Here is a 14,930-nt window from a genome sequence, read left to right on the forward strand (position 1 = left end):
CACCCAGCGCGGGTAAAACCGGCCGGCGCGCCGGCGTCGGGACGCGGTGCGGGGCAATGTTTTGGAATTGGGGGTTGTTGCGACTATCAGGGGGGTGCAGCCAGCTTGGTGGCCGGAGGTGAAACAGACGTCAATCTTCCACAGGCCATCGGTGCGCGGATAAGCTGGGACGAGCGTGCGGAACGCACGACAGTGAACTGGTATTGACAGTGACATAAGAATATACCGCTCTCGCGGCATGAGTTAGTTAGCAGCCTTGCGCATTTCTCTTATCGAAAATGCACGTTGCCGTAGCTTCTACGGACAACCACCGCACCCACGGTGCTGCAAAAACCCTAAAAGTGTAGCACACCCCAGCCCGACTTGCGACGTGCCTGATGCCAAGTCGTTGGAAAACCGTGCCGCGGGGACGGGGATGTTGTGTGGCCAGATTTAATTCCGTCGGCGGATTATGCATGGCGGATTACGGCTTCGCCTAATCCGCCCTACGTGGTTTAGATGTGGTTTAGGTGTCTGGTTCGCTTGATTTACTGTTCGTCGAACTCGTCGAGGTCGACGCCCTTCATCGCCGCTTGCACGGCGCGCTGGGAAAAGCCGCGCAGCATCAAAAAGCGCATTTGCTTGTTGCGCTCCTTGGGGTCGGTGGCGACTTCACCGAATTTTCGCTGCCACACCTCGCATGCGCGCGCCGTTTCGCTGTCGGCCAGGCCCGCCTTGAGCTCCTGCAGCGCTTCACCCTTGACGCCGTGGCTTTGCAGCTCGGCCACGATGCGGCTGTTGCCAAAGCGCGCCGCCCGGCGGTGGATCAGCGATTCCGAAAACCGCTCCTGCGACAGCCAGTTGTTCTTTTCCAACAGGTCAAGCAGCGCTTCGACGTCGTCGCCCTCCTCCGCGTACTTGGACAGCTTGCGGCCCAGCTCGAGCCGGCTGTGCTCGCGCATCGACAGGAACCGCAGCGCGCGCGCCTTCAGGCTAAGTTGGGGTGCGGCCATAAAACCTCCTGCACAATGAGAAAAACCACCGGCCATGGTTGGCGCGGTGGTTGGCTTTTGGGCTTAGGCGGCGCGGCGTTTTAACCCGCACTGCGCATTGCCCCGGTTTCGGGTTGGATTACGCCGCGTCGGCCTTGTCGCCCTTGTCCGCTTTGTCGACGGACTTCAGTTTGACGACGCTGTCGCCCTTGTCGGCGGCCAGCGGCGGCAACGCGCGCACGCCCAGCGATTCGCGCACCTTGTTTTCGATTTCCCACGCCAGCGCCGGACGCTCCTGTAGGAAGATGCGGGCGTTGTCCTTGCCTTGGCCGACGCGCTCGCCGTTGTAGCTGTACCACGAACCGGACTTCTCGACGATTTTCGCTTCCACGCCAAGATCCAGGATCTCGCCCTCGCGCGAGGTGCCGGCGCCGTACAGGATGTCGAAGTGCGCCTCCTTGAACGGCGGCGCGATCTTGTTCTTGACGACCTTGACCTTGGTTTCGTTACCGATCACCTCGTCACCGGACTTGATCGAGCCGGTGCGGCGGATGTCCAGGCGCACGGAGGCGTAGAACTTCAGCGCGTTGCCGCCGGTGGTGGTCTCCGGGCTGCCGAACATGACGCCGATCTTCATGCGGATCTGGTTGATGAAGATGACCAGCGTGTTGGTGCGGTTGATCGAACCGGTCAGCTTGCGCAGCGCTTGCGACATCAGGCGCGCCTGCAGGCCCGGCAGCGAATCGCCCATGTCGCCTTCGATCTCGGCGCGCGGCGTCAGCGCGGCGACGGAGTCGACCACGACCATGTCCACCGAGCCCGAACGCACCAGCGCGTCGCAGATTTCCAGCGCTTGCTCGCCGGTGTCCGGCTGCGAGATCAGCAGTTCGTGCAGGTTGACGCCCAGTTTTTGGGCATAGCCGACGTCGAGCGCGTGTTCGGCGTCGATGAACGCGCAGGTGCCGCCCAGCTTTTGCATTTCCGCGATGGTTTGCAGGGTCAGCGTGGTTTTACCGGACGACTCCGGACCGTAGATTTCGACCACGCGGCCGCGCGGCAGGCCGCCGACGCCCAGCGCGATGTCCAGCCCCAGCGAGCCGGTCGAGACGACCTGCACGTCCTCGATCGGGGCGTTGGCGTCCATGCGCATGACGGAGCCTTTGCCGAATTGCTTTTCGATCTGGGCCAGCGCGGCGGCCAGCGCCTTGGCTTTCTCAGATGCGGGTACTACAGCTTTTTTGTCATCCATAATGTGCTTTCAGCCGGTGGGAGGTTGGACTAATCGTCGATTCAGGCAGTACTGTATAAAAAAACAGTGATCAATGCAAGCGGATTTGTAGCGAATCGGCGAAATCGTACAAAAACTCGCCACCTTGCGGGAAATGAAACACAATACAAGCTTCTGCAGCCGGAGTGCCCTACATGCGTATTTTACTTGCCGAAGACGACAGCGTGCTGGCCGACGGGCTGACGCGTTCGCTGCGCCAGTCCGGTTATGCCATCGATTGCGTGCGCAACGGCCAGGAGGCCGACACCGCCCTGTCGACCCAGGAGTTCGACCTGCTGATCCTCGACCTGGGCCTGCCCAAGCTGTCCGGGCTGGAGGTGCTTCGGCGCCTGCGCGCGCGCGCGTCGCTGCTGCCGGTGCTCATTTTGACGGCGGCCGATTCGATCGAGCAGCGCGTCAACGGGCTCGACCTGGGCGCCGACGACTACATGGCCAAGCCGTTCGCGCTGTCCGAGCTGGAGGCGCGGGTGCGCGCGCTGACCCGCCGCGGCGCCGGCGGCGGCGCCGCCATCGTCAAGCACGGGCCGCTGTCGTACGACCAGGTCGGTCGCAGCGCCTACATCAACGACCAGATGCTGGACCTGTCGGCGCGCGAGCTGGGCCTGCTGGAGATCCTGCTGGCGCGCACCGGCCGCCTGGTGTCGAAGGAACAACTGGTCGACCACCTGTGCGAATGGGGCGAGGAAGTGAGCAACAACGCCATCGAGGTCTATGTGCACCGGCTGCGCAAGAAGATCGAGCTGGGCGGCGTGCGCATCGCCACCGTGCGCGGCCTGGGCTACTGCCTGGAGAAATATTCCGAGGCGGCCCGCGCCAGCGCCGACGTCGGCGACGCCGCCAAGTGAGACAGCTGGCGCGGCGGCTGCGGCGCGGGCGCGACGGCGCGCGCCTCGACGCCGACGCCGACGCCCCCGAATACCAGCCGCCGGCCGTCGAGGCCGACGAAGGCGTGCAAAACTCGCTGTTCGGCGAGATCCTCGACTGGATGCTGGCGCCGCTGCTGCTGCTGTGGCCGATGAGCATCGCCATCACCTACCTGGTCGCCAAATCGATCGCCAACCAGCCGTTCGACCACGCGCTCGAGGACAGCGTGACGGTGCTGGCGCAGCAGGTGCGCTCGGTCGACGGCAAGATCATCAAGAGCCTGCCCGGCTCGGCCCGCGACATCCTGCGCGCCGACGACGTCGATAACGTGTACTTCCAGATCCACGGCCCGCGCGGCGAGCACATCGACGGCGACCGCGACCTGCCGCCGCCGGCCGACGAGGAGGAGCGCTTCCGCGCCGGCAGCGTGCGCTTCCGCAACGACAGCATGCACGGCACGCCGGTGCGCGTGGCCTATTCCTATGTGCGGCTGGAGCGGGTCGGCGACGCCGAGCCGCAGCTGGCGCTGGTGCAGGTGGCCGAGACGCTGGAAAAACGCGCCCAGCTGGCCAACGAGATCATCAAGGGCGTGATCCTGCCGCAATTCATCATCCTGCCGATCGTGCTGGCGCTGGTGTGGTTCGCGCTGGCGCGCGGGCTGTCGCCGCTGGCCCAGTTGCAGGAGCGCATCCGCACGCGCGGCTCGGACGACTTGAGTCCGATCGCCTCGAGCGACGTGCCGGAGGAGATCACGCCGCTGGTGCGCTCGCTCAACGAGATGCTGGCGCGGCTGTCGCTGTCGATCGAGATGCAAAAGCGCTTCATCGCCGACGCCGCGCACCAGATGCGCACGCCGCTGGCGGGCATGCGCATGCAGTCCGAGCTGGCGCTGCGCCAGACCGACAGCGGCGAGATCCACCGTTCGCTGGAGCAGCTGGCCAAGAGCTCGCAGGCGGCCACGCGGCTGGTCAACCAGCTGCTGGCGCTGGCGCGCGCCGAGAACCAGCCGCAGGCCGGCACCGCGATGCAGCCGCTGGAGTTGTCCGAGCTGGCGCGCGGCGTGGTGCGCGACTGGGTGCAGGCGTCGTTCGCGCACCGCATCGACCTCGGCTTCGAGGCGCCGCCGGCGCCGGTGCAGATCGTCGGCGATCCGACCATGCTGCGCGAGCTGCTGTCGAATCTGATCGACAACGCGCTGCGCTACACGCCGGCCGGCGGCAGCGTCACGGTGCGGGTGCGCGGCAACCACGGCGAGCCGGGCTACCTGGAGGTCGAGGACACCGGGCCGGGCATCCCGCCCGGCGAGCGCGAGCGGGTGTTCGAGCGCTTCTACCGCATCCTCGGCCACACCGCCGAGGGCAGCGGGCTGGGCCTGGCGATCGTGCGCGAGATCGCCCAGCAGCACGGCGCCGAGGTCGACATCTTCAGCAATCCCCGTTCGCTGCAAGCCAAGCTGCCGGGCTGCCTGTTCCGGGTCGGCTTCCCGCTGCCGCCGGCGCCGCCGGCCGACGAAGAGGAGCCACCACATTATGGATAACGATATCGATACCGCCCGCCCGGCGCCCGCGCCGACACCCTCATTGCTTCCATTATCGCGCCGCCAGCACTGGCGCAAGACCCGCCTCATGACCGGCTGGCTACTGCTGCTCTGGCTGCTCACCGGCTTTGGCGTCGCCTTCTTCGCCCGCGAGCTGACCGGCCTGAGCGTGTTCGGCTGGCCGCTGTCGTTCTACCTGGCCGCGCAGGGCGCCTCGCTGGTGTACCTGGCCATCCTGGGCTTCTACGCCTGGCGCATGCGCCGCCTCGACCTGGCGGCCAACGCAGCGGCCAATTCAGCGGCCAACCCAGCGGCCAAGCCCGCCGCGCCCAGGGAGCCGCGCCCGTGAAAGAACACCGCTCGTTCTTCCGGCGCCTGAGCCGCTACTACCTGCTGTTCACCGGCGGCTTCGTCGGCTTTCTGATCTCGCTGGCCGTGCTGGAGCAGGAAGGCATGCCGCGCGTGTGGATCGGCTACCTGTTCATGTTCGCCACCATCGTGCTGTACGCCACGCTCGGGGTGCTCAGCCGCACCTCCAACGTGCTCGAATACTATGTCGCCGGGCGGCGCGTGCCGGCCATGTTCAACGGCATGGCCACCGCCGCCGACTGGATCTCCGCCGCCAGTTTCATCAGCCTGGCCGGCGGCCTGTACCTGCACGGCTTCGACGGCCTGGCCTACATCATGGGCTGGACCGGCGGCTACTGCCTGGTGGCGCTGCTGATCGCGCCCTACCTGCGCAAGTTCAGCCAGTACACCATCCCCGATTTCCTGGCGATGCGCTACGGCGGCGCCGACGGTGACCTGAGCCGCGGCGGCCGGGCGGTGCGCATCCTCGCCGTCATCGCCACCATCATCGTCTCGTTCACGTACGTGGTGGCGCAGATCTACGCGGTGGGCCTGATCGCCTCGCGCTTCACCGGCGTCGACTTCTCGGTCGGCATCTTCCTCGGCCTGGCCAGCATCCTGGTGTGCTCGTTCCTGGGCGGCATGCGCGCCATCACCTGGACCCAGGTGGCGCAATACATCATCATCGTGGTGGCGTTCCTGATGCCGGCGGTGTGGCTGTCGGCCAAGCACAGCGACAACCCGATCCCGCAGGTGGCCTACGGCAAGCTGCTGCCGCAACTGAGCGCGCGCGAGGCGGTGCTGCAGAACGATCCGAAGGAGGCCGAGGTGCGCGCCATCTTCCGCCAGCGCGCCGACGACTACCAGCTGCGCATCAACACCTTGCCATCGTCGTGGGAGGCCGGACGGCTGCAAATGCAGCGCAAGCTCGACGACGTCAAGCTGCGCAACGCCTCGCTGCTGGAGATCCGCAACGCCGAGCGCGCATTGATCGCCTACCCGAAGGACGCCGACGAGGCCGCCCGCATGTGGACGGACGCGCGCGCGCAAAACCTGGTCCGGGCCGAGCCGATCACGCCGCACGCCACGCCCTACCCCGGCGACGCCGCCACCGCCAACATCAAGCGCAACAACTTCCTGGCGCTGGTGTTCTGCCTGATGCTGGGCACGGCCGCGCTGCCGCACATCCTGATGCGCTCGTACACCACGCCGTCGGTGCACGAGACGCGCGTGTCGGTGTTCTGGACCCTGTTCTTCATCCTGCTGATCTACCTGACCATCCCGGCGCTGGCGGTGCTGGTCAAGTACGACATCTACAGCGCGCTGGTGGGCACCGACTTCGCCCACCTGCCCAACTGGGTGTCGTACTGGAGCAATGTCGACAAGCTCAATCCGCTGTTCAGCATCAACGACATCAACCACGACGGCGTGGTGCAGTTGGCCGAGATCACCATCGACGCCGACGTGCTGGTGCTGGCCACGCCGGAGATCGCCGGCCTGCCGTACGTGGTGTCCGGCCTGGTGGCGGCCGGCGGGCTGGCGGCGGCGCTGTCGACCGCCGACGGCCTGCTGCTGGCGATCTCCAACGCGCTGTCGCACGACATCTATTACAAGATCGTCGACCGCACCGCCTCCACCCAAAAGCGGGTGACGATCTCCAAGCTGCTGCTGCTGGGGGTGGCCTTCATCGCCGCCTACGCGGCCTCGACCAAGCCCGGCGACATCATCTCGCTGGTGGGCGCGGCGTTCTCGCTGGCCGGCTCGGCGCTGTTCCCGGCGCTGGCGCTGGGCGTGTTCTGGAAGCGCGCCAATTACCAGGGCGCCGTGGCCGGCATGATCGCCGGCTTCTCCGTGTGCCTCTACTATATGTTGCACACCAATGCCATCCTCGGCGGCAGCGCGGCCGGCCAGTGGTTCCACATCGCGCCTATCTCGGCCGGCATCTTCGGCGTGCCGGTGGGCTTGCTGACGATGGTCGCCGTCAGCCTGATGACGCCGGCGCCGGACCGCGAGACCGCCGCCCTGGTCGACTACATCCGCGCGGCCGAGCGCACGGATTTGTAACATTACATTTCAGACATCATCGGCATGTGACGGATTTGATAACTGGGTGATATCCTCTGGCGTTATCCTACTTTCATAAAGCCTCATGAGATTCCAGCAATTGCTCGCCCGCGCCGCCCTGGGCGCGTTGACCGCCCTGTCGCCGTTGGCGACGACGGCCGCGCCCGACACCACCGCCGCGGCGCCGGCGGCGGCGCGTCCGCCGATCGCCGACTTCTTCAGCAATCCCGAGTTCAGCGGCGCGCTGCTCTCGCCCAGCGGCAAGTACCTGGCCGTGCGCATGGGCCGCCAGGGCCAACGCGACGCGCTGGCCGTGATCACGCTGGCCGACAACAGCGTCAAGGGCGTGGGCAGCTTCAGCGACGCCGACATCGGCCGTTTCGACTGGGTCAACGACGAGCGGCTGGTGTTCACCGCCACCGACCGCACTGTCGGCCAGGGCGACGCCCGCTACGCCCCCGGCCTGTACGCCGCCAACCGCGACGGCAGCAAGTTCATCCAGCTGGCCAGCCGCGCCGGCAAGCCGTTCATCACCGTCGGCGGCGGCAGCGCCATCCACAGCCGCGAGCTGCTGCCGTGGAATACGTATTTGCTGGGCCAGCGCAACAGCCAGGATTCCGAGTACGTCTACGTGGTCCACCGCATCATGGAGCGTCCCGGCCAGCTCGACCATGTCGACCTGCAACGCCTCAACACGCTCAACGGCCGCTACACGTCGTTCGGCCGCCCCGGCGACAGCGAGTCCTGGCTGCTCGACAACAACGGCGAGCCGCGCCTGACCACCACGGTCGACAAAGGCGTCAGCGCGATCTATTACCGCGACCCGGCCGACGAACAAAAATGGCGCAAGCTGGTCGACTATGGCACCTACACCGGCGGCAAGGGTTCGTTCACGCCGCTGACCTTCGGCCCGGACGGCACGCTGTACGTGGTCAGCCACGCCGGCAAGGACAAGTCGGCCGTCTACACGTTCAACTTGACCACCAACAAAGTCTCGGACCAGCCGCTGGTCGTGCTCGACGGCTACGATTTCCGTGGCAAGCTAATCTTCGGAAAGAACAAGGTGCTCGGCGTGCGGCGCGTGACCGACGCGCTCGACACGACCTGGCTCGACGACGGCATGAAGGCGATGCAGGCCAAGGTCGACGAGATGCTGCCGTACACCATCAACCTGCTGACCCTGCCGACCAGGCCGGAGTCGCCGTGGGTGCTGGTGGAATCGTATTCGGACCGGTCGCCGCCGCGCATCCTGCTCTACAACAGCGACACGCAGAAGCTGAACCTGGTCGGCGGCAGCCATCCGCACATCGATCCGAACCAGATGGGGCAGGAATCGCTGGTCCACTACAAGGCGCGCGACGGCCTCGACATCCCCGCGTGGCTGACCCTGCCCAAGGGCGGCGGCAAGAACCTGCCGCTGGTGGTGCTGGTCCATGGCGGTCCCTACCTGCGCGGCAGCATCTGGGGCTGGGACCCCGAGGTCCAGTTCCTGGCCTCGCGCGGCTACGCGGTGCTGCAACCGGAATTCCGCGGCAGCACCGGCTTCGGCGCCAAGCATTTCCGCGCCGGCTGGAAGCAATGGGGCTTGAAGATGCAGGACGACATCGCCGACGGCGCCCGTTGGGCCGTCGCCCAGGGCACCGCCGACGCCGGGCGCATCTGCATCGCCGGCGCCAGCTACGGCGGCTACGCCACCTTGATGGGCCTGATCAACGATCCCGGCCTGTACAAGTGCGGCATCGACTGGGCCGGCGTCACCGACATCAACCTGTTGTATGACGGCCACTGGAACTTCACGTCCGACCTGCCCGACGCCTGGAAGCAATACGGCATGCCGACGCTGGTGGGCGACCAGGTCAAGGACGCCGAACAACTCAAGGCCACCTCGCCGCTGCTGCAGGCGGCGCGCATCAAACAACCGCTATTGCTGGCCTATGGCGGCGCCGACATGCGCGTGCCACTGCCGCACGGCACCAAGTTCTACCAGGCCGTCAAGCAAGGCAACCCCAATGTCGAATGGATCGAGTACGAGGAGGAGGGGCACGGCTGGGCGCTGCCGAAAAACCGCATCGACTTCTGGGGCCGGGTGGAGAAATTCCTCGATAAAAATATCGGCGCGAACCCGGCGCAGCCGTGACGGCCGGCGCGCGCCGGCGGCAAAGAACCATGGCTAATTTAATAACTTAATGGTATGGTTCTAGAGTTAAATATTTCACCTTGAAAACATGCGATTCCACCAGTTATTTGCGCGGACCGTCCTGACGGCCGCCGCAGTCCTTGCCCCGATGGTCCACGCCGCCGACGCGCCGGGCGCCGCGGCGGCGCCGCCGATCGCCAGCTTCTTCTCCAATCCGGCCTTCAACGGCGCCGTGCTCTCCCCCAACGGACGCTATCTGGCCGCCTTCGTCGGCGCCAAGGACCGCCGCGACGGCCTGGCGGTGGTCGACCTGAGCGACCTGAGCGCGCGTATGGTGGCGCAATTTTCCGACACCGACATCGGCCAGGCGCGCTGGGTCAACAACGATCGCCTGCTGTTCAGCACGGCCGACAAAGAGTCCGGCCAGCGCGACCTGCGCTTCGCCCCCGGCCTGTTCGCGGTCAACCGCGACGGCAAGGGTTACCGCCAGCTGGCCAAGCGCAACATGCCGTTCGTGACCAACGGTAACGATAATATCGAGATGCTGCCGTGGCACACCTACATGCTGAACCAGGACGGGTCGCAGACCGACGAGTACGTCTACGTCAGCGACGCCGACATCGTCAGCCCCGGCATCCTGGTCGCGCTCGACCTGCTGCGGGTCAACACCCGCACCGCCAGCGCGGCCCCGGTCGCGCATCCCGGCGTGGCGCGCTCGTGGCTGCTGGACCAGAACGGCGAACCGCGCCTGGTCGAAACGCTGGACAAGAATATGCGCTCGATCCGCTACCTGGACCCGGCCACCGGGCAATGGCGGGTGCTGGCCAGCTTCGACGCCTACACCGGCGACACCAACGAGTTCCACCCGCTGGCCTTCGGTCCGGACGGCGCGCTGTATGTCACCGCCAACCACGGCCAAGACCGCACCTCGCTGTATCGCTACGACCTGGCCCACAACACGCTGGGCGAGCGCCTGGTCACGCTGGACGGCTTCGATTTCCATGGCAGCCTGATCATCAGCAACAACAAGCTGCTCGGGGTGCGGGTGCACGCCGACGCGGCCGGCACCGCGTGGTTCGATCCGGCAATGAAGACGCTGCAGCAGAGCGTCGACGCCAAACTGCCGGGCACCATCAACCTGATCACGCCGGCGCGGCACCCGGAAACGCCGTGGGTGCTGGTGGAGGCGTACTCGGACCAGCAACCGTCGCGCTTTTTGATCTACAACGCCGAGACCAAGCGCATGAGCGAAGTGGGCAACCTCGCCCCCGACATCAAGCCGGCCGCGATGGGCACGCGCGAACTGGTGCACTACGCCGCCCGCGACGGCCTCGACATCCCGGCGTGGCTGACCCTGCCCCCGGGCGGCGCGCACAAGAATTTGCCGATGGTGGTGCTGGTCCACGGCGGCCCCTTCGTGCGCGGCGGCAGCTGGAACTGGCACGCCGACGCCCAGTTCCTGTCCTCGCGCGGCTACGCGGTGCTGGAGCCGGAATTCCGCGGCAGCACCGGCTACGGGGCAAAGCACTTCCGCGCCGGCTGGAAGCAATGGGGCTTGAAGATGCAGGACGACATCGCCGACGGCACGCGCTGGGCCATCGCCCAGGGCACCGCCGACGCCAAGCGCGTGTGCATCGCCGGCGCCAGCTACGGCGGCTACGCCACGCTGATGGGCCTGATCAACGATCCGGACCTGTACCAATGCGGCATCGACTGGGTCGGCGTCACCGACATCGGCCTGATGTACGACAGCGGCTGGCGCTACAGCTCCGACCTCTCGAACGACTGGAAGGAGTACGGCATGCCGCAGCTGATCGGCGACCGCGTCAAGGACGCCGAGCAGCTCAAGGCCACCTCGCCGCTGGAGCAGGCGGCGCGCATCAAGCAGCCGCTATTGCTGGCCTACGGCGGCGCCGACCTGCGGGTGCCGCTGGTGCACGGCGTCAAGTTCTACGACGCGGTCAAGCGCACCAACCCGCGCGTCGAATGGATCGAGTACGCGGAGGAAGGCCACGGCTGGGCGCTGCCGAAGAACCGCATCGATTTCTGGGGCCGGGTGGAGAAGTTCCTGGACAAAAACATCGGCGCCCAGCGAAATTGACGTCAATCTGACGTCATAAATAACCGCGCCGTTGCCACTCGCGTATAGTCACGATTCATTCTTGTCAACGACACGGAGCGAAACATGACTTCAGGAAAAATTCTGGTCGCGCAGGGCGGCGGGCCGACCGCCGTCATCAACCAGTCGCTGGCCGGCGTGGTGCTGGAGGCGCGCCGCTTCCGCGACGTCACCCGCGTCTACGGCGCCATGCACGGCGTGCGCGGCATCGTCAACGAGGATTTCGTCGACCTCACGCGCGAGACCAGCAACAATCTCGAACTGGTGGCGGCCACGCCGTCGTCGGCGCTGGGCTCGACCCGCGACAAGCCGGACCTGCCGTATTGCGAGGAAATCTTCAAGGTGCTGCGCGCGCACCAGATCGAACAGTTCTACTACATCGGCGGCAACGACTCGTCCGACACGGTGCGCATCGTCAGCGAGCAGGCGCAGCAGGCCGGCTATCCGCTGCGCTGCATGCACATCCCGAAAACCATCGACAACGACCTGGTCGGCAACGACCACACGCCGGGCTTCCCGTCGGCCGCGCGCTTCGTCGCGCAAGCCTTCGCCGGCGCCAACCTCGACAACGCGGCGCTGCCGGGCGTGTACGTCGGCGTGGTGATGGGCCGGCACGCCGGCTTCCTGACGGCCGCCGCCGCGCTGGGCAAGAAATTCTCCGACGACGGCCCGCACCTGATCTACCTGCCCGAGCGCGTGTTCTCGCTCGACCAGTTCCTGCTCGACGTCAAAGCCGTCTACGAGCGCCACGGGCGCTGCGTGATCGCCGTCTCCGAAGGCATCCACGACGCCTCCGGCGAAGCGATCGCCAGCCTGCTGGCCAAGGAGGTCGAGCGCGACGCGCACGGCAACGTCCAGCTGTCGGGCACCGGCGCGCTGGCCGACCTGCTGTGCGACGAGATCAAGGCCAAGCTGGGCATCAAGCGCGTGCGCGGCGACACCTTCGGCTACCTGCAGCGCTCGTTCATCGGCTGCGTCTCCGACGTCGACCAGCGCGAAGCGCGCGAGGTCGCCGAAAAGGCGGTGCAGTTCGCCATGTGGGGCGAGCGCGACGGCTCGGTCGCCATCCGCCGCACCGGCTTTTACTCGGTCGACTACGAACTGCAGACCTTGCAGGCGGTGGCCGGCAAGACGCGCGTGATGGAGGACGAGTTCATCAGCGCCAGCGGCACCGACGTCACCGACGCCTTCCGCATGTATTTGCGGCCGCTGCTCGGCTCGGGCATGCCGGACGCGTTCCGCCTGCGTCCATCGCCGGTGGAAAAAATCCTCAAACGCTAGCGATGGGAATCAATGGGGAATCGATGGTGATTAGAAGCACGGTTTTAACCTCGGTGGCGTCGGTCGAGCACGGCTTCGGCGGGCGCCACGACGACATGGCGCGGCACTTTCCGCAGTATTGGGCGCGGCGGCCGATGCAGCACGAACGGCACGGCACGCACATCGCCGTCGCCGAGCATGAACACCAGGACTGCGGCGAGGCGGACGGCATGCTCACCGAGCGCCCCGGCCTGCTGCTGGCCATCGCCACCGCCGACTGCGTGCCGGTGCTGCTGGCGCGCAAGGACGGCCGGGCCGTGGCCGCGCTGCACGTGGGCTGGCGCGGCGCCTACGAAGACATCATCGGCCGCTTCGCCGAGCTGCTGGCGGCGCGCGGCGACAACGCCGGCGACTGGCTGGCCGCGACCGGGCCGGCGGCCGGCCCATGCTGCTACCAGGTGTCGCCCGAACTGATCGCGCAGTTCGGCGAGCGCTACCCGATGCCGCCGCGCGTGATCGCCTCCGAGGCGGGCAAGCTGAACCTGGCCGGCATCGCCGGCTGGCAACTCGAGCGCGCCGGCTTCGCCACTGTCTCCGCCGCGCCGGAATGCACGATGTGCCATCCCGGCGACGGCGGCTTCGCCTATCACAGCTACCGGCGTGACCGCGCAACGCGCACGCCGATCAAGGACGTCCAATGGTCGGTTATCACCATCTCGCACTAAACCTCGCCGTCGCGCTGGCGGCCGCCTCCGGCCTGGCCGCCTCGGCCGCCACGCTTGATCTGACCCTGCAGGACCAGGCGCGGCAGCGCGCGGTGCCGGTCGAACTATCGTTCCCGGCAGCGCCGTGCACGACGGCGCCGTGCCCGGTCGCGCTGCTCAGCGGCGGCTACGGCAACGGCCACAAGGAATACCGCTTCCTGGTCGAAGAGCTCAACCGCTCCGGCTGGCTGGTGGTCAGCGTCGAGCATCAATTGCCGACCGACGCCAAGCTCGACAGAAATGGCGACATCGCCGCGCAGCTGAAGCCGATGCGGCGCCGGGGCGTGGCCAATCTGCACTTCGTACAAGAAACGCTGAGCAAATCGCATCCCGGCTACGACTGGCGCCACGTGACCTTGATCGGCCACTCGCTGGGCGGCGACATTTCCGCCGATCGCGCCAGCGAGGGCGACGCCACGATCACGCGCCTGATCACCTTGGACAACCGCCGCGCCGCGCTGCCGCGTTCGGCGATGGTCAAGGTGCTATCGATCCGCGCCGGCGACACACAGGCCGACCCGGGCGTGCTGCCGGACGCGCAAGAGCAAAAGCAACATTGCGCCTGCATCGTCAAGCTGCCCGGCGCCAAGCACAACGACATGTACGACGGCGGCGGCGCCGAGCTCAAGGCGGCCATCAACCGCGTCATCCATGCGTTCCTCACCAAAGGCGCGTGCGAGGCGCCCCCGGCGGGCGGCTGACGCGAGCAACTCCGGGGTCAGGTCCACCATTTCTACACGGGCTGGTCTGTATGCGGGTAAATCGTTGCCTACGCGGCGTCTATTCGCCTAGGCAACGCAAAAGGTCGAACCGAATTCGGATCGACCTTTTTTCTTGCCTGCATCAAGCTATGTTCGGCCTGCATCGTCATCCACGATGCGGCGGACCGATCAAACGCCAGTTCAAGACGCACCGCCATCTCCGCTGTCAGTTCCTTTTCTTCCGCCAGCAATCGCTTAACGTCCAACAACGGCAAGCCTAGTCGCTCCGCCAACTCGTCCAAACTAATCCCATGCGGTTCGACGTAGGACAGAGAGAGATACTCCCCCGGGTGCATCGTCATCACAGTAGCCTCCAGCGCTGATCGAATTGTCTTTCTTCATGGTAGGAGCAAACCCACACACCGTCTACCGCACTCAGGGTGCTGTCATGAGTTTTCAGGCGAAGGAAATTCTGCATAAAGGCTTGCAGCGTTTTTGGAACTCGGGTGGTAAAGATCTCAGCGGGATCTCCCCCTCTTGGGCCAGGGTTCTTCGTGCAATTCTGGTGCATCTCGACACGGCGCGAAGTCTCGACGATATACGCGGCGGGTTGGGCTTGTTGAAAAACGTCAAGCAGCTCAGCGGTCATGCCTGTCGCTACAGTATTGAGGTCAACGCCAACTGGCGCATCACCTTCGACTGTCCCGATCCCCAAAACGGGATCATCTACAATCTTATCTCGAAGATCTGCATCGTCCCGGAGGCGCGAAGCGGCGATGAGCCGCCGGCGGAGCCTGGCGGATTACGCTGCGCTAATCCGCCCTACGTGTCTGCCCGGTTTGTCTATGCTGATGGCCAATAAAAAAGCGGACGACGC

Annotated in this window: 13 protein-coding genes; 10 read left to right on the top strand and 3 right to left on the bottom strand. The window is 66.1% G+C overall.

The window, feature by feature from the left end:
- Window positions 1-527: 527 nt before the first annotated feature.
- Window positions 528-992 carry a recombination regulator RecX gene (gene recX, locus JOD97_RS27345; protein ID WP_209725550.1) on the bottom strand — a complete coding sequence of 155 codons (465 nt, stop codon included), beginning with the start codon at window positions 990-992 and terminating at the stop codon, window positions 528-530.
- A 118-nt stretch (window positions 993-1,110) separates the two neighbouring features.
- On the bottom strand, window positions 1,111-2,220 hold the full coding sequence (gene recA, locus JOD97_RS27350; RefSeq protein WP_209725552.1) for a recombinase RecA: 1,110 nt from the start codon (window positions 2,218-2,220) through the stop codon (window positions 1,111-1,113).
- Window positions 2,221-2,393: 173 nt separating this feature from the next.
- Between recA and JOD97_RS27355 the strand changes: the two genes are divergently transcribed.
- The 9 genes from JOD97_RS27355 to JOD97_RS27395 all read left to right on the top strand — a co-directional run bounded on the left by JOD97_RS27355 (window position 2,394) and on the right by JOD97_RS27395 (window position 14,053).
- Window positions 2,394-3,104, top strand: coding sequence for a response regulator transcription factor (locus tag JOD97_RS27355; RefSeq protein WP_209725554.1), 711 nt, complete (start codon window positions 2,394-2,396; stop codon window positions 3,102-3,104).
- The gene (locus JOD97_RS27360; RefSeq protein ID WP_373999952.1) at window positions 3,101-4,660 is read left to right on the top strand and encodes a sensor histidine kinase N-terminal domain-containing protein; all 1,560 of its coding nucleotides are present in this window, start codon (window positions 3,101-3,103) and stop codon (window positions 4,658-4,660) included. Before JOD97_RS27355 ends, JOD97_RS27360 begins: the two co-directional genes overlap by 4 nt.
- A gap of 88 nt (window positions 4,661-4,748) precedes the next feature.
- Complete coding sequence (locus JOD97_RS27365; protein WP_229264766.1) at window positions 4,749-5,009, top strand: sodium/substrate symporter small subunit; 261 nt, start codon at window positions 4,749-4,751, stop codon at window positions 5,007-5,009.
- Entirely contained in the window at window positions 5,006-7,072 is a 2,067-nt protein-coding gene (locus JOD97_RS27370; protein ID WP_209725558.1) for a sodium:solute symporter family protein, read from the top strand. The genes JOD97_RS27365 and JOD97_RS27370 overlap by 4 nt, the downstream gene beginning before the upstream one ends.
- Window positions 7,073-7,157: 85 nt before the next feature.
- On the top strand, window positions 7,158-9,209 hold the full coding sequence (locus JOD97_RS27375; RefSeq protein WP_209725560.1) for a S9 family peptidase: 2,052 nt from the start codon (window positions 7,158-7,160) through the stop codon (window positions 9,207-9,209).
- Window positions 9,210-9,357: 148 nt separating this feature from the next.
- Window positions 9,358-11,310, top strand: a complete 1,953-nt coding sequence (locus tag JOD97_RS27380) for an alpha/beta fold hydrolase (RefSeq protein WP_209725562.1) — start codon at window positions 9,358-9,360, stop codon at window positions 11,308-11,310.
- A gap of 84 nt (window positions 11,311-11,394) precedes the next feature.
- Window positions 11,395-12,609, top strand: coding sequence for a 6-phosphofructokinase (locus JOD97_RS27385; RefSeq protein ID WP_209725564.1), 1,215 nt, complete (start codon window positions 11,395-11,397; stop codon window positions 12,607-12,609).
- A 23-nt stretch (window positions 12,610-12,632) separates the two neighbouring features.
- Window positions 12,633-13,313, top strand: a complete 681-nt coding sequence (locus tag JOD97_RS27390) for a polyphenol oxidase family protein (RefSeq protein WP_209725566.1) — start codon at window positions 12,633-12,635, stop codon at window positions 13,311-13,313.
- The gene (locus tag JOD97_RS27395; protein ID WP_209725568.1) at window positions 13,286-14,053 is read left to right on the top strand and encodes a hypothetical protein; all 768 of its coding nucleotides are present in this window, start codon (window positions 13,286-13,288) and stop codon (window positions 14,051-14,053) included. Before JOD97_RS27390 ends, JOD97_RS27395 begins: the two co-directional genes overlap by 28 nt.
- Before the next feature lie 68 nt (window positions 14,054-14,121).
- On the opposite strand, the gene JOD97_RS27400 is transcribed toward JOD97_RS27395, so the two are convergent.
- A complete protein-coding gene (locus JOD97_RS27400) occupies window positions 14,122-14,415 on the bottom strand; it encodes a HigA family addiction module antitoxin (protein WP_209725570.1) in 294 nt (97 codons plus the stop codon).
- 86 nt (window positions 14,416-14,501) lie between these two features.
- Here JOD97_RS27400 and JOD97_RS27405 point away from each other — a divergent pair, with 86 nt between their 5' ends.
- Window positions 14,502-14,915, top strand: coding sequence for a type II toxin-antitoxin system RelE/ParE family toxin (locus tag JOD97_RS27405; protein ID WP_209725572.1), 414 nt, complete (start codon window positions 14,502-14,504; stop codon window positions 14,913-14,915).
- The last annotated feature ends 15 nt before the right edge of the window (window positions 14,916-14,930 follow it).

The organism is Duganella sp. 1411, assembly GCF_017833525.1.
In the GTDB taxonomy this organism is placed as follows: Bacteria; Pseudomonadota; Gammaproteobacteria; order Burkholderiales; family Burkholderiaceae_D; genus Rugamonas.